At 51.0% G+C, this 22,215-nt stretch carries 20 protein-coding genes; 16 read left to right on the forward strand and 4 right to left on the reverse strand.

The annotated features are described in order from the left end of the window. Nucleotides 1–14: 14 nt before the first annotated feature. Nucleotides 15–1,556, reverse strand: coding sequence for an IS21 family transposase (gene istA / locus GALF_RS13515; RefSeq protein WP_041937949.1), 1,542 nt, complete (start codon nt 1,554–1,556; stop codon nt 15–17). Between the two features lie 35 nt (nt 1,557–1,591). After that, nucleotides 1,592–2,593: a hypothetical protein gene (locus tag GALF_RS13520; RefSeq protein ID WP_150102561.1), complete on the reverse strand. Its 1,002-nt coding sequence runs from the start codon at nt 2,591–2,593 to the stop codon at nt 1,592–1,594. Between the two features lie 302 nt (nt 2,594–2,895). Here GALF_RS13520 and GALF_RS13525 point away from each other — a divergent pair, with 302 nt between their 5' ends. The 15 genes from GALF_RS13525 to GALF_RS13595 all read left to right on the forward strand — a co-directional run bounded on the left by GALF_RS13525 (nt 2,896) and on the right by GALF_RS13595 (nt 17,911). After that, on the forward strand, nt 2,896–3,267 hold the full coding sequence (locus GALF_RS13525) for a DUF2946 family protein (protein ID WP_013292681.1): 372 nt from the start codon (nt 2,896–2,898) through the stop codon (nt 3,265–3,267). A gap of 216 nt (nt 3,268–3,483) precedes the next feature. Next, complete coding sequence (locus GALF_RS13530; RefSeq protein ID WP_013292682.1) at nt 3,484–4,737, forward strand: TolC family protein; 1,254 nt, start codon at nt 3,484–3,486, stop codon at nt 4,735–4,737. Then, nucleotides 4,734–6,317, forward strand: a complete 1,584-nt coding sequence (locus GALF_RS13535; RefSeq protein ID WP_013292683.1) for an efflux RND transporter periplasmic adaptor subunit — start codon at nt 4,734–4,736, stop codon at nt 6,315–6,317. The genes GALF_RS13530 and GALF_RS13535 overlap by 4 nt, the downstream gene beginning before the upstream one ends. A 1-nt stretch (nt 6,318) precedes the next feature. Next, nucleotides 6,319–9,429, forward strand: a complete 3,111-nt coding sequence (locus GALF_RS13540) for an efflux RND transporter permease subunit (RefSeq protein ID WP_013292684.1) — start codon at nt 6,319–6,321, stop codon at nt 9,427–9,429. An 18-nt stretch (nt 9,430–9,447) separates the two neighbouring features. Next, entirely contained in the window at nt 9,448–10,098 is a 651-nt protein-coding gene (locus GALF_RS13545) for a cation transporter (RefSeq protein ID WP_013294624.1), read from the forward strand. Nucleotides 10,099–10,111: 13 nt separating this feature from the next. Further along, the gene (locus tag GALF_RS13550; protein WP_013292685.1) at nt 10,112–10,549 is read left to right on the forward strand and encodes a DUF411 domain-containing protein; all 438 of its coding nucleotides are present in this window, start codon (nt 10,112–10,114) and stop codon (nt 10,547–10,549) included. A gap of 37 nt (nt 10,550–10,586) precedes the next feature. Then, nucleotides 10,587–11,057 (forward strand): DUF2231 domain-containing protein, encoded by a 471-nt coding sequence (locus GALF_RS13555; RefSeq protein ID WP_013292686.1) that lies wholly within the window; start codon nt 10,587–10,589, stop codon nt 11,055–11,057. An 81-nt stretch (nt 11,058–11,138) separates the two neighbouring features. Next, the gene (locus GALF_RS13560; protein WP_013292687.1) at nt 11,139–11,417 is read left to right on the forward strand and encodes a hypothetical protein; all 279 of its coding nucleotides are present in this window, start codon (nt 11,139–11,141) and stop codon (nt 11,415–11,417) included. Between the two features lie 150 nt (nt 11,418–11,567). Beyond that, a complete protein-coding gene (locus tag GALF_RS13565) occupies nt 11,568–12,836 on the forward strand; it encodes an HD-GYP domain-containing protein (RefSeq protein WP_041937950.1) in 1,269 nt (422 codons plus the stop codon). Nucleotides 12,837–13,188: 352 nt separating this feature from the next. After that, complete coding sequence (locus GALF_RS13570; protein ID WP_013292689.1) at nt 13,189–13,656, forward strand: hypothetical protein; 468 nt, start codon at nt 13,189–13,191, stop codon at nt 13,654–13,656. Further along, entirely contained in the window at nt 13,650–14,066 is a 417-nt protein-coding gene (locus GALF_RS13575) for a hypothetical protein (protein WP_013292690.1), read from the forward strand. The genes GALF_RS13570 and GALF_RS13575 overlap by 7 nt, the downstream gene beginning before the upstream one ends. A 39-nt stretch (nt 14,067–14,105) precedes the next feature. Beyond that, the gene (locus GALF_RS13580; RefSeq protein WP_013292691.1) at nt 14,106–16,496 is read left to right on the forward strand and encodes a heavy metal translocating P-type ATPase; all 2,391 of its coding nucleotides are present in this window, start codon (nt 14,106–14,108) and stop codon (nt 16,494–16,496) included. A 44-nt stretch (nt 16,497–16,540) separates the two neighbouring features. Then, on the forward strand, nt 16,541–16,783 hold the full coding sequence (locus GALF_RS13585; protein ID WP_013292692.1) for a DUF2933 domain-containing protein: 243 nt from the start codon (nt 16,541–16,543) through the stop codon (nt 16,781–16,783). Continuing rightward, nucleotides 16,780–17,424 (forward strand): methyltransferase family protein, encoded by a 645-nt coding sequence (locus GALF_RS13590; protein WP_013294625.1) that lies wholly within the window; start codon nt 16,780–16,782, stop codon nt 17,422–17,424. The genes GALF_RS13585 and GALF_RS13590 overlap by 4 nt, the downstream gene beginning before the upstream one ends. A 10-nt stretch (nt 17,425–17,434) precedes the next feature. Next, nucleotides 17,435–17,911 carry a YHS domain-containing protein gene (locus GALF_RS13595; protein WP_013292694.1) on the forward strand — a complete coding sequence of 159 codons (477 nt, stop codon included), beginning with the start codon at nt 17,435–17,437 and terminating at the stop codon, nt 17,909–17,911. A gap of 195 nt (nt 17,912–18,106) precedes the next feature. Here GALF_RS13595 and GALF_RS13600 read toward each other — a convergent pair whose 3' ends face one another. Continuing rightward, the gene (locus GALF_RS13600; RefSeq protein WP_013294626.1) at nt 18,107–18,547 is read right to left on the reverse strand and encodes a response regulator; all 441 of its coding nucleotides are present in this window, start codon (nt 18,545–18,547) and stop codon (nt 18,107–18,109) included. 23 nt (nt 18,548–18,570) lie between these two features. Then, a complete protein-coding gene (locus tag GALF_RS15160) occupies nt 18,571–20,514 on the reverse strand; it encodes a PAS domain-containing sensor histidine kinase (protein ID WP_013294627.1) in 1,944 nt (647 codons plus the stop codon). A gap of 383 nt (nt 20,515–20,897) precedes the next feature. Between GALF_RS15160 and GALF_RS13620 the strand changes: the two genes are divergently transcribed. Beyond that, nucleotides 20,898–22,157, forward strand: a complete 1,260-nt coding sequence (locus GALF_RS13620) for a methyl-accepting chemotaxis protein (RefSeq protein WP_013294628.1) — start codon at nt 20,898–20,900, stop codon at nt 22,155–22,157. Nucleotides 22,158–22,215: the final 58 nt, after the last annotated feature.

The raw sequence follows: 22,215 nt of genomic DNA on the forward strand, positions 1-22,215 counted from the left end.
CTTAGTGGAATGGGTCAGTGGTAATATTGGGGGCCACGAATGTTGTCGTGGTCGAAATTCGCTTCCTGTACAGCTGGTGCAGAAATGGGCTGCTGATCAAGATTCTTCTCCAGAATGCTACGCACACGACTCACATGATTCGCTCCGATGGCAAGTGCCCGAGCACACGCCGACTCAAGTCGATCTTCGCCGAACGCATTGCCCATGGACTTCAGCGCACTGTCTGCACGCATGGATTGTTCCCGGCGAGCTAACTTGGATAGAGCCAACTTCAAAAAACTATGCGTATTGGGGCCGATACCCAGTGCCCAGCCCAACGCTTTGTCTTCATTCCAGTCCTGCTGATAGCGATGGGAAGAAGGCATGTGCTCCTTGTCAGTTGTTTTTCCTGGCCCGTTAGCGCGTGGATGGGTCGCAATGCGGCGGCCACCATGAAGGATTTCGACGGTGGTGGCTGTCACACGGACATCAACGTTCTTTCGAATTAGCGTGTAGGGCACGCTGTATAGGTGTCGGTCGCCCAGATCAATGTGATAGTCGTGATCGACACAAAATCGGCGGAATTCTGCTAATGTATATTTTTCGAGTGCCAAGGGGCGGAGAGCGGGCTGGTCGATAGCCTCAAAAACGGAGCGACGGCAGCCAGGTAGCTTCTTGAATGGGCGGTTATTAACATCAACGAGAAGTTCTCGAATGGCATCGTTCAGATCAGCTAAATTAGTAAAGATGCGTTTGCGCAACCGGAAGAGAATCCATCGTTCAACGATCAGAACTCCATTCTCCGCATGAGCCTTATCCTTCGGTTTGTATGGCCTGGCGGGGATAATCATGGTTCCGTAATGATCAGCCATGTCTTGGTAGCTGGAATTAATGGTGGGGTCGGTTTTGCTGGCCCGAATGACGGCAGACTTTAAGTTATCACACACAACAACGGCGGGCACCCCACCAAAGTGCTCGAACATGCGCGCATGGGAATCAATCCAATTGGGTAGACTCTGGCTCCAGACTGCATCGGCATAAATGTAGCATGACGCCCCCAATACGCCGACGAAGATTTGGGCCTCTTGGATTTCACCTGTAGCAATATCGGTTATTTTCATCGTGGGACCAACGTAGTCCACAAAAACCTTGTCGCCTGCCACATGGATTTGGCGCATAGAACGCTTCAGCGTTTTTTCGAATTCCCGGTGACGCTGGCAAAAGTAACTGTAAGATAGTCCAGTTGGATACTCGGCTAGATATTCCTCATGAAATCCTTGGAGCGTCGCGCCTTTTTGCTTCAATTCCTGATGGATTTTCATCCAGTCGGGTTCAGATTTGCGCAAAGTATTATCCTTGGGCAGAGATGGGAACAGGCGTCGCTCCAACTCGGCATCATCCATATCTGATGGCAGAGGCCAAGATAGACCCGCTACCGCTGAACGTGTCAAGTAATCCGAAACGGAATCGCGGGAAATTCCTATACTGCTGGCAATGGCGCGTTTGCTCTGCTCCATCTCAAAGGTGAGTCGCAGCACCTGCCTTATCTTCCTCATATTTAATCTCCTGTTACACATGAATATAGCCGGCTATATTATGATTCTCAAAAAATTCAGCGAGCGAAGACCTTGACCAACAAGCCTTTGGCCAATTCACCCGTGTAGTGTCCGGATTGTTGGCTGCGTTGTGCAGGACGTATGACCTGGATGCTGTTGCCATCGGCGATCATCAAACCAACATGTTCCGGTATGCACTCCATGCTCAGTTCCGATGTGCGTCCATGGGTTGCAACCCAAAGGAAGTCGCAAAAAGGGGTTTGTCGCTCAAGCAATTCGTAAGTGGATCTACTAATAAGGTAACTCCCTTTAATCTCAATCCCATGGAATGTAAGAGGGGCTGACTTATGGGCGCGCACTGCGGCCACTGCGTCAAACGTAAATCTCTGGCGAGCATTGAGAGGTGGTTCTGGGCTAACGTGCATGAACAATTCGTAACGGTCTGGACGTTCAATGCCAGTCCATTCAGATCCGTTAGCGGATAACGCTGTAAAGACCTGCGCCTCCAGCATGGACTCAGACTGAAAGGAATCCGCTGGATTGATTTTTGGAACTGCTACACCCTTTCCACGCGCTGTCCTTCCTTCTAGTACAGGACGATAGGCAAGCCAGGTTTCTCGCAGTTCCGCACGAGTTACGGTGCTAGCCACGACTTGTTGTGCGATTTTCCGAAAGACATCATCGGGCATAACACGAGCCAGTTTTGAGAGAATTTCGATATTCTCGGGACTCACCTTGTCGGATAATTCATCAAGGGAAGGAATGGATACACCACTAGCAATTAAAGTCTTGCGTAACTCCTGGTAATACCTTGCTGCCGTGAGGTAACGCCAAAGGCTGGCTTCTTTCAAATTAAGGGAAGGACTTAATGCCTTGAGCCATTCCGTAAAAGAGCCGGAAGATTTTTGCCAGTAGCCGCTATGATCTACCTGATCCAGCAGCAGACCAATTTGCGCCCATGAGCGAGCCTCGCCCTTTGCCATGGAGACGAGATCTGTGTTGATTTGTTGTGTAATCTGGCTGGTTGTCATGATCGTTGATTGTAAATTAGCAATCACTATAGCCAGCTAAAGCATGTAGGTCAAGCATTCTCAGATGGATATGGAATGGCTATGCGCGAAGCCCGCTCCGCAGCCGCCACATACTTCGGTGGATGGAATGAAATATTCGGATAGCAATGCCTTACATTACAAAACGTTCTAATTCACAAGTGCTGATTGGCTGGTATCAGATAGCAAGCGTTCATAGAATTAGAAATTAATCTATCGGAATAATGTGCCATTACCCGCCCTTGGCATGAAGTTTCTATTTTGTATGTTTTTATCTTGACATTAGCTCCTGCATCTGAAAAACTCAGCGCATGTCCAGTTTCGTCCGAAAATTTATCGCTGTGCTTTTAGCCATCTGGCTACCACTGTTTAGCGGTGGAGCGCTGGCGGCTAGCGTATCCATGCAAATACAGAATGGCTCGTGCCATGAAGCTGGCATGGATACGATGCAAGATATGGATGAACATCAACACGCGATGTCGCATGATCAGTCACCCAACAACGATCAGGACGGAACATCCTGCACCGCCTGTGCTGTCTGCCATCTGGCATGCAGCGGATATTTGGGTGTGCAGGCAATCAAGAACCTAGAAGTTCTGCAATCTGCCATTTCGGTCACGCCCTATTTATTCTCGTATCATTCCATCACCTCCACACCTGTCGTTCCTCCACCTCTCGCTTAGTGCTCTACAGGACGACTCCGTCTACCAGTTTCGTAAATTGATCTGACTCTAGCTCGTCCTTAGTCTTTAAGCGTCTGCGTTCGCCCTTGTTTTACCGGTTTGACGCACGCACACATTTTGTTAATACCAATGCTCGTGGTTTGCTGATCATTCTCACTGGTGCAATAACAAAGACGGATTTGCAGCGTAACTCGTTACGAGTCCGTGAGGAATAATATGAAAAATCTGATTTCAATGCTGTTTGGCTGCGCCTCAAGCTTTGCGGCAATAGCTGCAGAGCCACCTTTAGGTGCAGACTTACAGGGTTTATTGAGTTATGCGCGCGAACACAATCCGGCTCTGACTGCGATGCGATATGAGGCCGAGGCCGCCTCGCTGCGCGTGCAACCCGCCGGTGCATTGCCTGATCCGGTGCTGCGTACCGAGTTGATGGACATTACTAATCAAGGCACGAATAAACCGCCGAGCTTGTTGCCGTCACAGGTAGGCGGTACGCGTTATTTGCTGATGCAAAGCGTTCCGTGGTTCGGCAAGCTCGATTTACAGAGAGGAATAGCCGAAGCACAAGTTGCCGGGGCGCGCGGACAAACTGCCATTGCATGGGTGGATTTGAGCGGGAAAATAAAAACTGCCTATGCGATGCATTACTACCTGTCGGACAGTATCAGACTGACCCGTGCAACATTGGATTTAACTAAGCGCCTGGAAAAAATCGCGCAAACTCGCTATGCAAACGGGCTGGGTACACAGCAGGAAGTGATACGCGCGCAAATCGAACAAACTGATTTGCAAACTATGCTGATTGAATTGGACAATGAACAGCATCATGTGCATGCAAGCCTGAACAATCTACTGTCGCGTCCTGCCAATGCAGATCTGGCGGAGCCGCTGCAATTGCGTCCAATTCCCGCCTCAGCACGACTTACGTCGCTGGAAGATAGGCTGCGTGCGCACAATCCGCAGCTGCAAGTGGCTGATGCGAGCGTCAACGAAGCCCAGCAGAGCCGCGACCTGACCTATAAAAACCGTTATCCCGGATTTACTCTTGGCGTCGCCCCAACACAGAGCGGCAGTGTCGTGAAGAGCTGGGATCTGATGGTTGAATTCAATCTTCCGTTGCAACAGGAATCGCGCCGTTCTCAGGAGCATGAAGCGGAAGCGAAGATGGCCGCATCCGCTGCGCGTCAGGCATCTCTGCTCAATCAAGTGTTGTCGGAATTATCGGAAAGTGTATCCGGTCTTGAGACCGCGCAGCGTACCGAGACACTCATCGCTACGCGTTTTCTACCTCAAGCTGAGCTGAGTTTTCAATCTGCGCTGAGTGGGTATGAGACTGGCAAACTTGATTTTGCCACACTGCTCGATGCGCAGCGTCAAATACTGAAAGCGCGCCAACAACGCATCAAAGCGCAGTATGACGCGCAATTGCGCCTAGCTGAAATTGAACGCCTGATTGGAGAAGAGTTATGAAAAAAATCATAGTATTAGTGTCAATTATTGTCGTCGTTTCGATTATTTCGGCTGGCAGCTATAGCTTGGGAAAGCGCTTCTCCGGGGTGACAGCGCCGGTTACAGCCGATGCCGTAAAGGAGGAACGCAAGATTCTTTATTACCGCAATCCGATGGGTTTGCCGGATACCTCGCCGGTACCCAAAAAAGATGCGATGGGGATGGATTACGTACCGGTGTATGACGGTGATGCTGTTCAGGAGGAGGGGGGTGTCAATATTAGTGTTGAAAAAGTGCAAAAACTCGGCGTAAAAAGCGAAGCAGCCACGCTACGCGGTTTAAACAAAACCATTCATGCCACCGGACGCATTGAAATCGATGAACGCCGTACCTATACCATCGCACCGAAATTCGAGGGCTGGGTAGAACACCTTTATGTGAACAGCACCGGAGAGACTGTTAACCGTGGACAGGCGTTGTTTGATGTGTACAGCCCCGAACTGGTGTCGGCGCAGCGCGAATACGCGATTGCCGCACAAGGCGAAGCAAAACTTGAGAATGCAGATGAAGAAACTAAAGCGGGCATGAAGCAACTGGCTGATGCCAGTCTGGCACGCCTGAAAAACTGGGATATTACGCCGGGAGAAATAAAGCAATTAACCACTGGAAAATCCAGACGCAGCCTGACCTATTACGCGCCGGTATCGGGCATCGTACTGGAAAAGAAGGCCGTACAGGGCATGCGCTTCATGCCGGGAGAGACGTTGTATCAGATCGCCGACTTGTCTCAAGTGTGGGTGCTGGCAGACATCAACGAGCAGGATATCGGGCAGGTAACGACAGGTAGTGACGCACAGGTCAGTATCGGTGCATACCCGGATAAGTTGTTCAAGGGAAAAGTCGCCTTCGTCTATCCGACTTTGAATTCCGCGACGCGCACCGTGCAAGTACGCGTGGAGATTGCCAATCCACAAGGTTTGCTTAAGCCATCCATGTTTGCCAACGTGACGTTGCCCGTAGGCAGTAATACTCGGATGCTGACGGTGCCAACTTCGGCGGTGATAGACAGTGGCATGCGTCAGGTGGTGCTGGTGCAATTAGCACAAGGCCGCTTTGCGCCGCGCACTGTCAAATTGGGTAGCCGCAGCAACGATTATGTCGAGATACTGGATGGCCTTGTAGAGGGGGAGCAGGTAGTTACTTCGGCCTTGTTCCTGATCGATGCGGAAAGTAACCTCAAAGCGGCGTTGGGTGGTCTTGGTGGTCATGCAGCACATGGCGGGGCTACACCCGTCGCAGAAGATCACTCAGCGCATGCAACTCCTGCAGCGCCAAAGAAAAATCCTGCAACAATAGGTCATCAGGCAGCAGGCATCCTGAACGGCATCAATGAGGATGGTTCTGTGAGCATCACCCATGAGCCGATCAAATCACTGGGCTGGCCCGGCATGACCATGGACTTCGCTTTGACTAATTCCTCATTGGCCGCCGGTATCAAACCAGGTAGCAAGATCACCTTCGAACTCGTCGAGCGAAAACCCGATGAATGGGTGATTACCAAGTTGCAAGCGCTTGCGCCGCAGCAACACGAGGGACATTAAGATGCTAAATTCCATCATCGATTGGTCTGCTCGAAACCGTTTTATGGTTATTCTGGCAACCTTGTTTGTTACCTTGGCGGGCATTTATGCGGTACTCAAAACGCCACTGGATGCCCTGCCTGATTTATCCGATGTGCAGGTAATTGTTTACACTGAGTATTCCGGACAAGCTCCGCAGGTGGTTGAGGATCAGGTCACCTATCCGCTCACCACCGCGATGCTGGCGGTGCCGAAATCCAAGGTGGTGCGCGGCTTCTCGTTTTTTGGCGCATCGTTTGTATATGTGATTTTCGAGGATGGCACCGACATCTATTGGGCGCGCTCCCGGGTGTTGGAATATCTCAACAGCATCGCGGGACGGCTGCCTAAAAATGTCGCGCCGCAACTGGGGCCGGATGCAACCGGGGTGGGCTGGGTGTATCAGTACGCGGTGTTGAGCGAGAAGCATAATCTCGCTCAGCTGCGCACCATGCAAGACTGGTATTTACGCTACCAGCTTACCAAGGCACACGGTGTTGCGGAAGTCGCCTCCATCGGCGGTTTTGTACAGCAATATCAGGTGACTGTTGATCCCATTAAACTGCGCGCTTATGGTATTCCTTTGAGCAAAGTGTCACAGATTATCCGTGACTCGAACCGCGATGTTGGCGGGCGCGTGGTGGAGATGGCCGAGACCGAGTATATGGTGCGCGGGCGTGGCTATCTGCGCGGCAAGAGTGACATCGAGAATCTGGTCGTTAAAGCCGAGCGAGGCACCCCTGTGCTGCTGCGCGACATTGCCCGTGTCGAACTGGGGCCGGATGAACGGCGCGGACTGACTGAGTTAAACGGCGAGGGTGAAGTCGTATCAGGCATCGTCATGGCGCGCTATGGGCAAAACGCATTAGAAGTCATCCACAACATCAAGGAAAAGATCGCTGAAATCGCTCCCGGTTTGCCGGAAGGCGTAAAGATTGTTTCAGTATATGACCGTTCCGATTTGATCCATCGCGCCATTGAAACATTAAAAGGCACGCTGCTGGAAGAAAGTTTAATTGTCGCACTGGTGTGTATGGTGTTCTTGATGCATGCACGCAGTGCGTTGGTCGCCATCGTGATGCTGCCTGTTGGTGTTTTAATTTCTTTCATTGCGATGCGCGTGCTGGGGCTGAACTCCAACATCATGAGTTTGGGCGGGATTGCCATTGCCATCGGCGCGATGGTAGATGCGGCTATCGTGATGATCGAGAATGCACACAAACATCTGGAGCGGGTAAAAGAAGGTGAATCGCGCACAGAAGCGATGATTGCGGCGTGCAAGGAAGTCGGACCGGCACTGTTCTTTTCGCTGCTCATCATCACCGTATCGTTCTTGCCAGTATTTACGCTGGAATCGCAAGAAGGACGAATGTTTTCTCCGCTGGCTTTCACCAAAACCTTTTCCATGGCGGGCGCAGCGTTGCTCTCGCTCACACTGGTGCCGGTGCTGATGTTGCTATTCATACGCGGAAACATCAAACCAGAGGCGCAAAATCCGCTAAACCGTTGGTTAATCACGGGCTATCGTCCGCTTATTGCTGCGGTGCTGAAACACAAGAAAATGACCATCGTCGTTGCTGCACTGGTTTTGATATTGTCAGCCTATCCCGCTACCCGATTGGGTAGCGAGTTCATGCCAACGCTCAATGAGGGCACGTTGTTATTTATGCCCGCCTCCTTGCCCGGCATGTCGGTGACCAAGGCGGCGGAATTGTTGCAGACGCAGAACAAGATTATCAAGAGCTTTCCTGAAGTGATGTCCGTATATGGCAAAGCTGGGCGCGCGCAGTCTGCAACCGATCCTGCACCATTGGAGATGTTTGAGACGGTCATTAACTTAAAGCCGCAGGAGGAGTGGCGACCTGGAATGACGATCGACAAACTGATCGGCGAGATGAACAAAGCATTGCAATTTCCCGGTGTGGCAAATTCGTGGACGATGCCGATCAAGGCGCGTCTCGATATGCTGGCAACCGGTATTCGCACGCCGATAGGCATCAAGGTGTTTGGTAAAAATCTGGATGAAATGGAGCGGCTCGCCAAGGAAATTGAAGCTGTGGTTAGGAAGGTTCCGGGTACCACCAGTGCTTTTGCCGAACGATTAACGGGCGGTTTCTACCTTGATATTGAACCTGATCGCGTTGCCCTGGCACGTTACGGGATTGGCGTCGGTGATTTACAGGAAGTCATTTCTACCGCACTGGGTGGTGAGATGGTCACGACGACGGTAGAGGGGCGGGAACGTTTTGGCGTGACAGTACGTTACCCGCGCGAATTGCGTAGCGATCCAGAACAGATTGCCCACGAAGTGCTGGTGCCAACCATGGAGGGTGCTCAAATTCCGCTTGGACAGCTTGCCAAGGTCAGCCTGAGTAAAGGTGCGCCTGCTATCCGTACCGAGAATGCGCTGCTTTCCGCTTATATTTTTGTGGATATACGTGATCGTGACATTGGCTCTTACGTGGCCGATGCGCGCAAAGCAGTTGCAGCACAGGTGAAATTTCCGCCTGGCTACTATGCAACCTGGAGCGGGCAGTTCGAATACATGGAACGTGCTGCCGCGAAAATGAAGATCGTCATTCCCATCACGTTGCTGATCATCTTCCTGTTGCTGTATCTCAATTTTAAACGCGTCACCGAATCTTTGGTGGTGATGCTGTCCGTACCGTTTGCGCTGGTCGGCGGTGTGTGGCTACTGTGGTTGCTCGATTACAACTTGAGCGTCGCCGTGGCGGTTGGCTTTATCGCACTGGCGGGTGTGGCAGCGGAGACGGGGGTGGTGATGTTGATCTACCTGGAGCAGGCGTGGCAGGACGTTCAGTCACGTTGCTCTGATGAAGGCCGTCAACCGAACGCCGTCGATCTGCACACAGCCATCATGCACGGCGCTGTGGAACGGGTACGTCCCAAGATGATGACCGTGGTAGCGATCATGGCAGGGCTGTTGCCGATTTTGTGGAGCAGCGGCACGGGTTCGGAAGTGATGCGCCGCATCGCAGCGCCTATGGTGGGAGGCATGATTTCCTCAGCGATTTTGACGCTGCTGGTGATTCCGGTGATCTATGCGCTGATCAAGAACAGAGAAATCAGATAATTCAATAGGTGAAAAGTAATGGCTGATTGTTGCAATGACAAAGCATGCGAGATCGACGCACTTCGATATCGCCAAAGCTCGACACTCAAGATAGTGCTGGGTATCAATGCCGTCATGTTCGTCGTAGAACTCACGGCAGGACTGCTCGGCAACTCGATTTCGCTGGTGGCGGATTCGCTGGATATGCTGGGCGATGCAATGGTGTACGGCTTCAGCCTCTACGTGGTCGCACGCAGCGCCACCATGAAAGCCAGAGCGGCACTGCTCAAAGGCATCATCATGGCGGCCTTTGGCTTCTTCGTCCTCGGGCAGGTGATCTACCGGATCGCGTTCCCGCAACTCCCTGTGTATGAGGCTATCGGGGCAATCGGCTTGCTGGCACTTGCCGCGAATGGCACATGTTTCTTTCTGCTCTGGCGACATCGTGCGGATGACATCAATATGAGTTCGGTTTGGTTGTGCTCGCGCAACGACATCATTGCGAATATCTCGGTATTGTTTGCTGCCGTGGGCGTGTGGCTCACCCATTCCGGCTGGCCTGACATCCTTGTTGGTCTGGCACTTGCCGCACTCTTTTTACGCTCGGCACTGCATGTATTGCGCGAGTCGATCCGGGCACTGCGTGCCATTCGCACCAATAGCGCGATACAGCCTGATAATTTCAATTAATGAAAGAAACACGATGAGAATTTTTAAACTACTGGCAATCACTCTAGCACTCACCTTGGCAGGTATAGGTGCAGCGCAAGCCGCAACGGCAGTGACTCTTTACAAGAGTCCGACGTGCGGCTGCTGCGAGAAATACGTGGACTATCTGCGCGAGAACGATTTTACGGTGAAGGCGGTGAATGAGTCCGACATGAGTGCCGTCAAGAAGCGTTATGGCATGTCACATGCCGCTAGTTGCCATACGGCGTTGGTGAATGGCTATGTCATTGAGGGGCATGTTCCCGTTAATGCCATTCGCAAACTGCTCAATGAGAAGCCCGCGATTGTCGGCATCAGTGTGCCCGGAATGAAGATGAATTCACCGGGGATGGGAGAGACAAAGAAGGGAACGCTGACCGTTTACGCCGTCCCGAAAGATGGGAAAGAACCGTATGTGTTCTCAGTCGAATAACTAATCTATTTGCACTCATAAATTTAAAAGGGCAGTAATGATTGAAATTATTCCAAATTGGCATCCGGTGTTGGTGCATTTCCCAATTGCCTTTGCCACGGCTGCGGTAACCTTTATTGCCGTAGGTACGATATTCAAAAATCGCTCATGGGCGATGCAGTGCCTGACGATGGGTCGCTGGATGTTGTGGGCAGCGGCCATTTTTTCCTGTATCGCAGCGGTGTTCGGCTGGCTAGCTTATAACAGTGTCGAACATGACGAAGCGGGACATCTGGCCATGACGATCCATTGTAACTGGGCACTTGCCGCTCTCGGTGCGCTGGCTTTGCTTGCCGCTTGGGATGTGTGGCGCGGTCGTTCTTTTACGGCACCCTCGCCAGGTTTTCTGGTTTTGCTGATCGCGGCGTGGTTGCTAGTGGTCAGCGCTGCCTGGCATGGTGGCGAGGTGGTCTATCGGCATGGCTTGGGTGTGATGTCCTTGCCTGCGCATGAGGAGCATACCCACTAATTATTGAAAGGAGGTGTCGATGCGCGTTTAAATAATTTTTGTTACAGCATATTTTTTAACCACCACCATTCGGAGAATAAAATGAAACTTAAATCTACATTGCTTGCTGCCACTTTGGTTATATTTTCTGTTTTCAATGTAACGGCATTTGCCGTTGATGTTCACGACACCAACACCGGAACGGAAAAAACTGAGACAGTTAAGACTGAAAAGGCAGAGGCAAAAAAGCCTGTGAAAAGACACAATCATATGGAAGAGAAAACCGGCATGCCTGTCGGAAGCACTGCGAGCGGTAAGAGTCATCGTGAATCCATGCCTAAAGACATGCCTATGCACGATCACTTGAAAGAGAAGCACTAAATTACGTGTTTCAGTGTGCGCCAGGATGAACAATATTTTGGCGTACATTTTTTCCCCTTTTGAATTGATATGTCGGCTTTTTTGACAAAGCCAGCAAGTCAACTATCAATCAGATTCAAATAAATTTGAAATGAGGCATTGCAGAAAATCATGTTTGCAGCCATTCCCAATAATTCCAGAGAACTCCATCGTTATCTGCTTACAAGATTTTTTGTATCAGGCATATTGATCAGCGTACTTGTCGGCACACTTGTTTTTTATCTGGAAAACTGGAGAGTCGAAAAGATGGCCTTTGAACAAGCTGCGGCAAGTGCCAGACATTTCGATTCCCCTGAAATGCGGAAACTGGTTGCGGCGGACTCTCAAATGAGTCTGCTTGAACTTGCCAAACTATTGGAGAACTCCAGCTTTGCAGGCATCCGTATTTTCGATTCATCCGGAAAATCATTGATGGAAGCATGGGGGATGGAGGCCGGCAGTCTTCGAAGTACTGTGCAAGCGCATCAGCATGTTTTTCCAAAGCCAGGCAAGCAACACTATAACTGGCTAACGAATGAGGATGAAGATTTCGTGCAAGTGCTCATACCACTGCTTGATTCGATGCGTGTGACGGAAGTGTATTTTGAAGGCGTCTATCGTCTTGATGTTGGAACGCGATATGCAAGAAAACATCAGGCGCGCAATGCAACACTGACTTCTTTCGTTGCGGTGATTTTGATTTTAATCTTGCTCTACCCCGTTTTACTTGGATTGACGCGGCGGTCCGAGTCCCTGTCTCAATCGCTTTTGGATTCGAACCTTGAATTATTGCAATCATTGGGTAGCGCTATAGCAAAAAGAGATGCCGATACCGATACGCATAATTACCGGGTGACGCTGTATTCGGTCAGGCTTGCCGAAACAATGAACCTGAATCGAGATAGCATCGAATCGCTGATTGTTGGTGCTTTTCTGCACGATGTCGGAAAAATTGGAGTTCCGGATCAGATACTACTGAAACCGGGGCGACTGACTGCGGATGAGTTTGAGATTATGAAACGCCATGTTGTATTTGGCGGGGAGATTATTCAGGATTCAACTTGGTTGAAGCGTGCCCGGGACGTGGTGCTTTTTCACCATGAGAAATTTGATGGCAGCGGCTACCCACACGGCATTTATGGCAAGGATATTCCTCTTTCGGCACGATTGTTTGCTGTGGTTGATGTGTTCGATGCTTTGATGTCAAAACGGCCCTATAAGGAGTCCTTATTGATTGATGACGCATTAAAAATTTTGCAGGATGGAGCCGGGGGACATTTTGATCCTGAAGTAGTCGGTATCTTCATAACTGTCGCCGCCACGCTATACGGCGAGATTGGACAATCCGATCGAGGATATTTGCAGAAAACACTAAAAGTGATAATAAAAAAATATTTCTAGTGGATTTCAATAACGATAGGGAAATTTATGGAAAACTCGCATGGGAATAAATGCAGCTGTCAAATGTTAAGCCTAGCTGTTACGGGAAGGCCCAGTGCGTGCCGCTATGATTATTGCAAAAATGTCCTGCAGCGTCGTTGGACAATGACCTGTAATCATGGGCAATCACCTTCGACAGAAAAGCCACCTGTTTATGAACCTGTTGTGATGCATGAGGATGGTATGTTGAATTTATTAAAGAAGACATTAGGGTAAGCACCGAATGAGCGGATGAGTCGGGTGACATGTCAGTAATGCATGGACACACTGGAATTTAATCATTAGACTGAATTCGACTGAATGTGAGGTCAGCATGACGCAGCAACAATCTGAGACGGCTCTATCCATAAGACCCATCCAATTTGGAGCGGGTGCATTTGTGTTGCTGCTCGCCATTAATTTTGCTGTGGTCAGCCTGATTTCCGGGGTGGATTTCACACTCGAACAGTTTACAAAGTTCTGGTATTTCTTCGTGTCCCTTGCGTTGGGATTTGGCATTCAGGTCGGTCTCTACACCTACCTCAAGCAACTTGTCGGGCAACATGGCGCATCAGGCAAGGTGGTAGCGGTGTCCGGCACGACCTCCACTGCGGCAATGGTTTCCTGTTGCGCACATTATCTGGTCAATATCTTGCCTGTTCTGGGTGTCACCGGCTTTCTCACCATCGTTGCAGAATATCAGATTGAGTTGTTCTGGGCAGGTCTTGCCTTTAACGTGGCCGGTATTCTCTATATCGTACCTAAAGTTATCAACGCTACGCGGGAGCATAAAAAATGCTGAAAAAATATTTGAGCAGTTTTGCATTTGCAACGTTGATTGCCTTTGTGCATAACGGCCTTATTACGACATGCGATGCGGCGGAGATTGCGCCGCAAATAAGCAACGAGCGGGGCATCAAGGTAACCACTGCGCTGCAAGCTATTCCTGCGGATGCGAAAACATGGACTTTTGAGGTGACGCTGGAAACCCATACGCAGGCCTTGAGCGATGATTTGACCAAGTCTGCAACGCTGATTGTTGATGGCAAGCAATACCTGCCGCTGGCCTGGGACGGCGCGCCGCCCGGAGGCCATCACCGCAAGGGGCTGTTGCGCTTCAAGGCGGTTGCTCCTCAGCCACGATCAATGGAACTGCAAATACGTCTGGCAGGCGACAAGTCTCCCAGAAGCTTCAAATGGTTGATCAAATGATTCACTGAGGCAATTTTCACCACCGGAAAGGGGCATGCAATGGCAACTGATCCCGTATGCGGCATGACAGTCTCTGCCGACAGCACGTACCGCCTCGTAGAGAGCGGACAAACTTATCTGTTTTGCAGCGTGAAGTGTCTGGCCAAGTTTCAGGCAAATCCCACTGAATACCTTAAGCCGGCTGTGACGGCTACTGTTCAAATTGCAGGTGTATTCACCTGCCCGATGCATCCGGAAATTCGCCAGCCTGCGCCGGGTTCATGTCCCAAGTGTGGTATGGCCTTGGAACCGATTGCACCAGTTACGGCCAAGTCAGGTGCTACCGAATATACCTGCCCGATGCACCCTGAGATCGTGCGCAATGAACCCGGTAGTTGCCCGATCTGCGGCATGGCACTGGAGCCGCGCAACGCACCTGATGATGACAATACCGAATTGCATGACATGACGCGCCGTTTCTGGCTAAGCGCGGCGTTGGCCTTGCCGGTGTTCGTGATGGCGATGGCATCCGATCTGGCACCGCAATTCATACCGGATTCCGTTTCGATGACGGTGTTGCAATGGCTGGAATTTTTTCTGGCAACCCCGGTTGTGTTGTGGGGCGGCTGGCCGATCTTCCGGCGCGGCTGGGCTTCACTGGTCAACCGCAGTCTCAACATGTTCACGCTGATTTCGCTCGGTGTCGGCGTGGCGTGGACATACAGCGTGATTGCGATGTTGCTGCCGGGGAATTTTCCACCTGCAATGCGCAGCATGGGGGAAACCGTGCCGGTTTATTTCGAGGCTGCTGCGGTGATCATGGCGTTGGTGCTGCTGGGGCAGGTGATGGAATTGCGCGCACGCAGCCAGACCAGTGCCGCAATCAAACTGCTGCTGGGCTTAGCACCAAAAACCGCGCGCATCGTGCGTGCTGACGGACACGAGGAAGACATTCCGCTGGAACAAGTGCAGCCTGGCGATGTGCTGCGCGTGCGTCCTGGCGAGAAGGTGCCGGTAGACGGGGTGGTGCTGGAAGGTAACAGTTCGCTGGATGAATCCATGGTCACCGGCGAATCCATTCCGGTGGAAAAAACGACAGATGCAAGGCTGATCGGTGCCACGGTGAACGGCACCGGCAGTTTGTTGATGCGCGCCGAGCGCGTAGGGGCAGACACCTTGCTGGCGCAGATTGTGCATATGGTGAGCGAGGCGCAACGTTCACGCGCGCCTATCCAGCGGCTGGCCGATGTCACTGCGGGTTATTTTGTGCCGGCAGTGGTGCTGGCAGCGCTCGCCACACTAGCGGTATGGGGACTCTTTGGGCCGGAGCCGCGCCTGGCGCATGCCATCGTCAACGCGGTGGCGGTGCTGATTATCGCCTGCCCGTGCGCGCTGGGACTGGCCACGCCGATGTCCATCATGGTCGGCACCGGACGCGGTGCCTTGGCCGGCGTGCTGATCAAGAATGCCGAAGCGCTGGAAATTATGGAAAAGGTAAACACGCTGGTAGTGGACAAGACCGGCACGCTGACCGAGGGCAAACCGAAACTGACTTCGGTCATTCCGCTTGCCGGATTTGAAGAGGATGAGGTGCTGCGGCTGGGCGCCAGTCTGGAACGCGCCAGCGAACACCCGCTGGCTGCAGCTATCGTGAACGGCGCAGAGAAAAAGGGAATAACACTCAACACAGTCAGTGATTTTAAATCGTTCACCGGCAAGGGCGTGGCGGGCACGGTCGAGGGCAGGGCAATCGCGCTGGGCAATCTCAAACTTTTTGAAGAATTACACATCGATGCAAGCGACTTGCACATCCGTGCCGAGGCGCTGCGCAGCGACGGACAGACGGTGATGCTGCTGGCAATCGAAAATAAGGCGGCGGGACTGATCGGCGTGGCCGATCCGGTCAAGGCATCTACGGCAGAGGCGATCCGCGCCCTGCATGAAGAAGGCGTGCAAGTCATCATGCTTACCGGAGACAACCGCATCACGGCACAAGCGGTTGCAAAAAAATTGGGCATAGACCGTATCGAAGCTGAAGTGCTGCCTGAGCAGAAAGCCTCCATTGTCAAGCAGTTGCAGGCAGAGGGGCGCATCGTGGCGATGGCAGGCGACGGCATCAACGACGCGCCTGCACTGGCTCAGGCGCAGGTGGGCATCGCGATGGGCACCGGAACCGATGTGGCGATGGAGAGTGCAGGCATCACGCTGATCAAGGGCGACCTGAACGGCATCGTGCGTGCGCTGCGTCTGTCACGCGCCACCATGCGCAACATCCGCCAGAACCTATTTTTTGCCTTCATCTACAACGTACTCGGCATTCCGATTGCGGCAGGCGTGCTGTACCCGTTCTTCGGCTTGCTACTCTCGCCGATCATCGCCGCCGCAGCGATGAGTTTCAGTTCTGTGTCGGTGATACTGAATGCGCTCAGGCTGAATCGGGTGAAGATGTAACAAGGTTTTTTTGGACGTAAACTTTTTCCTGAAAGGAGAACGTGATGAAACAGGACGAATCTACTAAGCAAGATGCACACTGTGTACCAAGGGGATACAACTGGATTCTGGTGGTATTTCTGGCGATTGCTGCATTTTTTCTGTTTACCGAACACCGCGCCCACCTGCTGGGTGCATTGCCATTTCTGTTCTTGCTGGCCTGCCCGCTGATGCACTTGTTCATGCATCATGGCCATAACAACCATGACCAGCATAATCATGGTTCATCCGAAGGAGAGTCAAAATGAATACGGACGCTCCCGATTATGGCCTGTGGTCGCTGGTCATCATCAACTCGCTGGTGTTCATCATATTTGCATTCAGCTTCACCAAGCCAGAAACGCCGCGCGACTGGCGCTCGTTCAGCGCGTTCTCGGCCTTCATCGTGGCGCTGTTCGCCGAAATGTATGGTTTTCCACTGACGATTTATCTGTTTGCCGGCTGGTTGCAAACCCGTTATCCCGGTGTCGATATTTCCTCCCATAATAGCGGTCACCTCTGGCATACCCTGCTCGGCTGGAGGGGCGATCCGCACACCGATCCGTTACACATGCTCAGTTTTGTGTTCATCGGCGGCGGATTCATCCTGCTTGCATCTGCATGGAAAATTCTCTATCAGGCGCAGCGCAATCATCAACTGGCGATTACCGGGCCTTATGCCAAAATCCGCCATCCCCAGTACGATGCTTTCGTACTCATCATGTTTGGTTTCTTGTTGCAATGGCCAACGCTGCTGACCCTGTTGATGTTCCCTGTGCTGGTGTGGATGTATGTGCGTCTGGCGCATACCGAGGAGCGAGATGCAGAAGTCCGTTTTGGCGCGCAGTGGCGGGAATATGCGGCTCATACATCAAGGTTCATCCCGCAACGAACACGTTCAAAATCATAGGAGGTGCGTCATGAACGCCGAAGACCCGGTTTGTCACATGCAAGTCCCAACAACGTCCCATGTCTGCGAATACGAAGGCATACAGTATGCTTTTTGTTCTGAGCAGTGCCGCGAAAGATTTCTGGCGAATCCGCGTTTATATATCGGACTTCCCGGACACAAAGCACCCGCACAACTAGGCAAAGAAGTAATCAAGAAACGCAGTCTGATGCTATCGGAACCACTGGATGCCGTTCAGTCCGAACAGGTGAAAAAAGCGCTGCTTTCGATGATGGGGATACAGGCGGTTCGCATTGCGGCAAACAAGATAGAAATACAGTATGACTTGATACAGGTTACCACTGAGCAGATCGCAGACAAGCTAAGCTATATCGGTTCCGAGCTCGGCGGAGACTGGGTAGATCGTCTCAAACTGGCCTTTATCAATTATCTGGAAGAATGCGAGGTTGGTAGTCTTGAGGTCGCAAATAAAAAGGGTTGTCACTAATTGCCTAAAGCAGCGGCCACGAACCTCAGGCTGACGGACTCATTCAGATGCGCCACAACAGATAGAAACCAAGCAAGATAAGCAGGCTACATTCACACAACATCGAAATAACTTCTGCTATCTAATCAGACGTTCAAAAATATCTAAACAGCAGGTGGCGCTATTACACCATTTTCGGTGGCGGAATTGCGGGCATTATGGGTGGAGTATTTGAAGTATTTCAGGTGGCGGGTTTGGAGCATTATAGGTGGCGGTTTTCACCAGAATACGCACCCCCGAATAAACTTTTCGTATGGCATCGATGAGAATTTCAGGCTCGTTATCCTTAGTCAGATAACCTGATGCCCCCGCATTAAGCGCCCGACTGGCAATCTGCCCTTCGATATGCATACTTAAAACGAGAATAGGCAACACAGGATGATTGGCACGCAGCTGCAAAATGAGTTCCACACCGGAGAGTCCCGGCATATTCATATCCAGCAGCAGAACATCGCATGGCACTGACGCCAGCGCAAGGAGCAATTCCTCACCGCAGCCGGCTTCGCCGACAACACGAATATCGGGAACCATAGAGAGAAGTTGCTTGAGGCCATGCCTGACGATGGCATGATCGTCGACAATAAAAAGTCTGATCATATTCAAAATTTAAAAAATTATAGTTACGCCACGGGAATATGCACACGAAGACATGTTCCTGCCCCCTGCCTGCTTTCAATTTCAAAATGCCCGCTGAGCATGGCGACACGTTCGCGGATGCCGATCAATCCGAATGATTTGCAATTTTCGATTGCGCCGGGGTCGAACCCTGTACCGTTGTCGCATACCTCGAAACAAAGTTCGTCCTCGCTTCGAGTTACGATCACCTCAACCTGCGTCGCCTGTGCATGGCGCGCGATATTGGTCAACGACTCCTGAACGATACGAAATACGGCCGTTGCAGAAAATTCATCCAGTGCGATATTGCCATCATTGAGTGCCAGTTCGCATTGAATCTGGGTATATCCGGTAAACTCCTCGGCCAACCACTCGAGCGCGGCGACGATCCCCATATCCAGCGCACCCGGGCGCAAACTCGATGTAATATGACGCACAATATCGACGGTGCGCTGTACACGCTGACTCATCGACTGCAGGTGCGTCAGCAATTGCGGGTTGGCCTCCCCAAAATTCAAACGCACAAGTGAAACATCCATCCTCAGTGCGGTCAGTGCCTGACCGAGTTCATCGTGAATTTCGCGCGCAATATGCCGGTGCTCGTCTTCGCGGATATTTTCCAGATGGGCTGAAAGCTCGCGCAACATCTGCTGCGAATGTAACAACTTTTCTTCAATGCCTTTACTCTCTGTGACATTGACTGCAACCCCGTCCCAGATACAACCTCCGCCCGCCAGCATTCTCGGTGTGGCACGTAAATTAATCCATTTGATGCCATTATCGGCCGATAAAACACGCCCTTCCCAATTCCACAGCGTCATTTCCCGATGAGAATGCGTGAGTGAGTGATTAAACGCATCGACATGCTCAGGCAAAATGCGCGCGAGAAATTCGTTAGCATCGTGTTCGATAGCCGTTGCACTGACACCCAGCAGCCATTCTGCGCCGTTGCTGATGTAAGTAAAATTAAAACCCGCTTCCCGCTGAGTGCACTGAAAAACCATACCGGGTACATTTGCTGTCATCACCTGAAAGCGCGCCTCGCTCTCGCGGAGATTCATTTCAATCTGCTTTCGATCGGAAATATCCCGCCCGACAGACTGAATCTCAACCAGCTGTCCGTCAGCATCAAACAGACCGCGATTGTTAAACTGCATCCAGTGAACTTGCCCGTCAGACGAGTAGACTCTGTTTTCGATCATGACGACCGGATTTTCCAGACTCAACTTGGAAATCTCTGCATTGACCCGCAATAAATCGTCCTGATATACGATGGGATGCCATCCTGAATTGAGCAACTCCACTGAAGATTTTCCGAAAAATTTCAGAAAAGTTTCATTTGCAAAAATATAACTGCCATCGACACGCAACCGTGAAACAAGCTCTGTCTGCTCCTGCACGATGGAACGATAGCGCGCTTCGCTTTGCTGCAAGGAGTGGGCATTTTCCCGAAGCCCTTTCTCTGCCAGCTTGATCGCCGTAATATCGGACACTTGAACAAAAAAACCGACCACGTTGTCGTCAACGATATCAGGGATATATTCAGCCAGCGAGTATCTCACCCCCGTCCCATCAGGCACAGGGATCGTACGTTCAAATTTCTGCGGCACTCCTTGCAGTACGGCTTCAATATAAGGCAAATTGAGTTGATAAATCTGCTCGCCCAGCAACTCACGTATATGCTTGCCGAGCAATTTTACGGGTGACACGCCAAACCAGGTCGAATAGGCACGATTACTAAAACGGTTGTGCAAGTTACGATCCCAATAGCCTATCATCGCAGGCATGCTGTCCAGGATTGACAGCAGCGTCTTCAGCCGTAAGCTCGCACCATCAACCCGCCCGTCCCGCAAGAAAAGACTGCGCAATTGCTCGCTTTCACTACAAGATTGCGCAGTCTCCAGTTCAAGCGCACAAACCCGATTTTCAAGGATGGTTTGAATGGACATGACTATTGTTTAATTTCTATCGGCAGCACTGAGATTTGTAAATAACGAACAAGATGGGTAGAAAAATCATGCGGTAACAGGTACTTCATTCTGAACCGATTCTATCCCAGAACAATGCCAGATAACCTGAAAAACCAACACCCAGCGCTGATTAATTGCATTGCTGACCGATTCTGTTTTCACATACCAGATAAATCTTACAACCAGGTAGGCAATAGTGCCGGTAAAAATCAGAATTGACCGACTACATTTCATTATCGGCTAAGTGGATAATAAATTTGCGCGGTAATCAAGTTTAGCGATGGGCTCGCTCAGTCTTCAAGTTAGCGCGCAAGAATGATTCTCAGATCGATATCTGCCACACATCCAGAAAAGAGGTTGCAATGCCCTTAGAAATCGGCAAAATCAGACAACGTCAGCTGACCGTGGCGTTGCTGACCGCAATGATTTGCGCAAGCGGTGTCTATCTGATGCATACGCCATTTCACGACTGGCTGCATCAGGCATCAGGATTATCCGACCAAATCGCCGATGCAACAGGTACCGCAATCATTGTTTTGATCAGTTTTATGGTCAGCAATCTGGTTTCCATCACGCTGTTTAAAGATATTATCTTAGGCATGGCAGCGACTCAGGAAACGCTGTCGGCCTCATTGAATTGCAGCGAAAAAATTATACAGAGTGCCGCGGACGAACTTAATGAGCTCCCGTCTCTCACCAGCTTGTTCAATGATCAGTTGCAATCCGTCACAGTTGAAACGGAACGATCCGCTTTTCAAATTATGGAACGATTGCAACTGATAGAGCGTGTGATCGATAGCTTGCTCGAGACCGTGACAACAAGTCAGCAGGAAATCTCCACACGTGTAAATCAGGACGATACCGAGTCAAATATTCAATTGATTCAGAATCTCAATCAATATATTCAAGACCGGCTTATTGAAGCAAATCAAGATCGTGACAGCATTGCGATCGTGGTTGAGCAAGCCAGATCCATGCAAGCGCTGGTCAACATGATCAAGGATATTTCTGCTCAGACCAACCTGCTGGCACTCAATGCGGCCATCGAAGCGGCCCGTGCCGGTCAATTTGGCCGCGGATTCGCCGTGGTGGCCGACGAGGTGCGTCGACTATCGGGTTCAACTGAACTGGCCGTAGCAAAGGTCCAAGATGGCATTAGTAATGTGGTCAAATTAATCGACGACCAATTCGGCAGTAAGCTCGAAGACAGCTGCATAATAAAACAACAACAGCTACTCGAAAAATTTTCCGCCCATCTGGACAATATGCGCGAGAGCTACCTTCAGTTGAAGCTGCGTGACGAGGAGATGATCGCGCACCTAGAAAAAACGAGCCAGACCCTGTCATCGATGTTTATGGATGTGATGGCCAGCATTCAGTTTCAAGACATCACAAGACAGCAGGTAGAGCAGGTCCAAAAATCACTCAACAAGCTTGATTCTCGCATATCAGACATGGTTGGCATGATGCGGAATAAGCATTTTATCGATACGCCCTCAATCAAAGCACAATTTGATAATATCTATTCTGAATATGTCATGGCGAGTCAACGAGAAATACATCAAATAGCTGTTGCAGGAGCAAATCTCCTTGGCGCGCCCAACAAAATTGAATTGTTCTAACTTCACCTGCCACACTCAAACGAGTTGTCACATTAAGGCACACACTAACGACTGGAGT

It is taken from the genome of Gallionella capsiferriformans ES-2, assembly GCF_000145255.1.
Classification (GTDB): domain Bacteria; phylum Pseudomonadota; class Gammaproteobacteria; order Burkholderiales; family Gallionellaceae; genus Gallionella; species Gallionella capsiferriformans.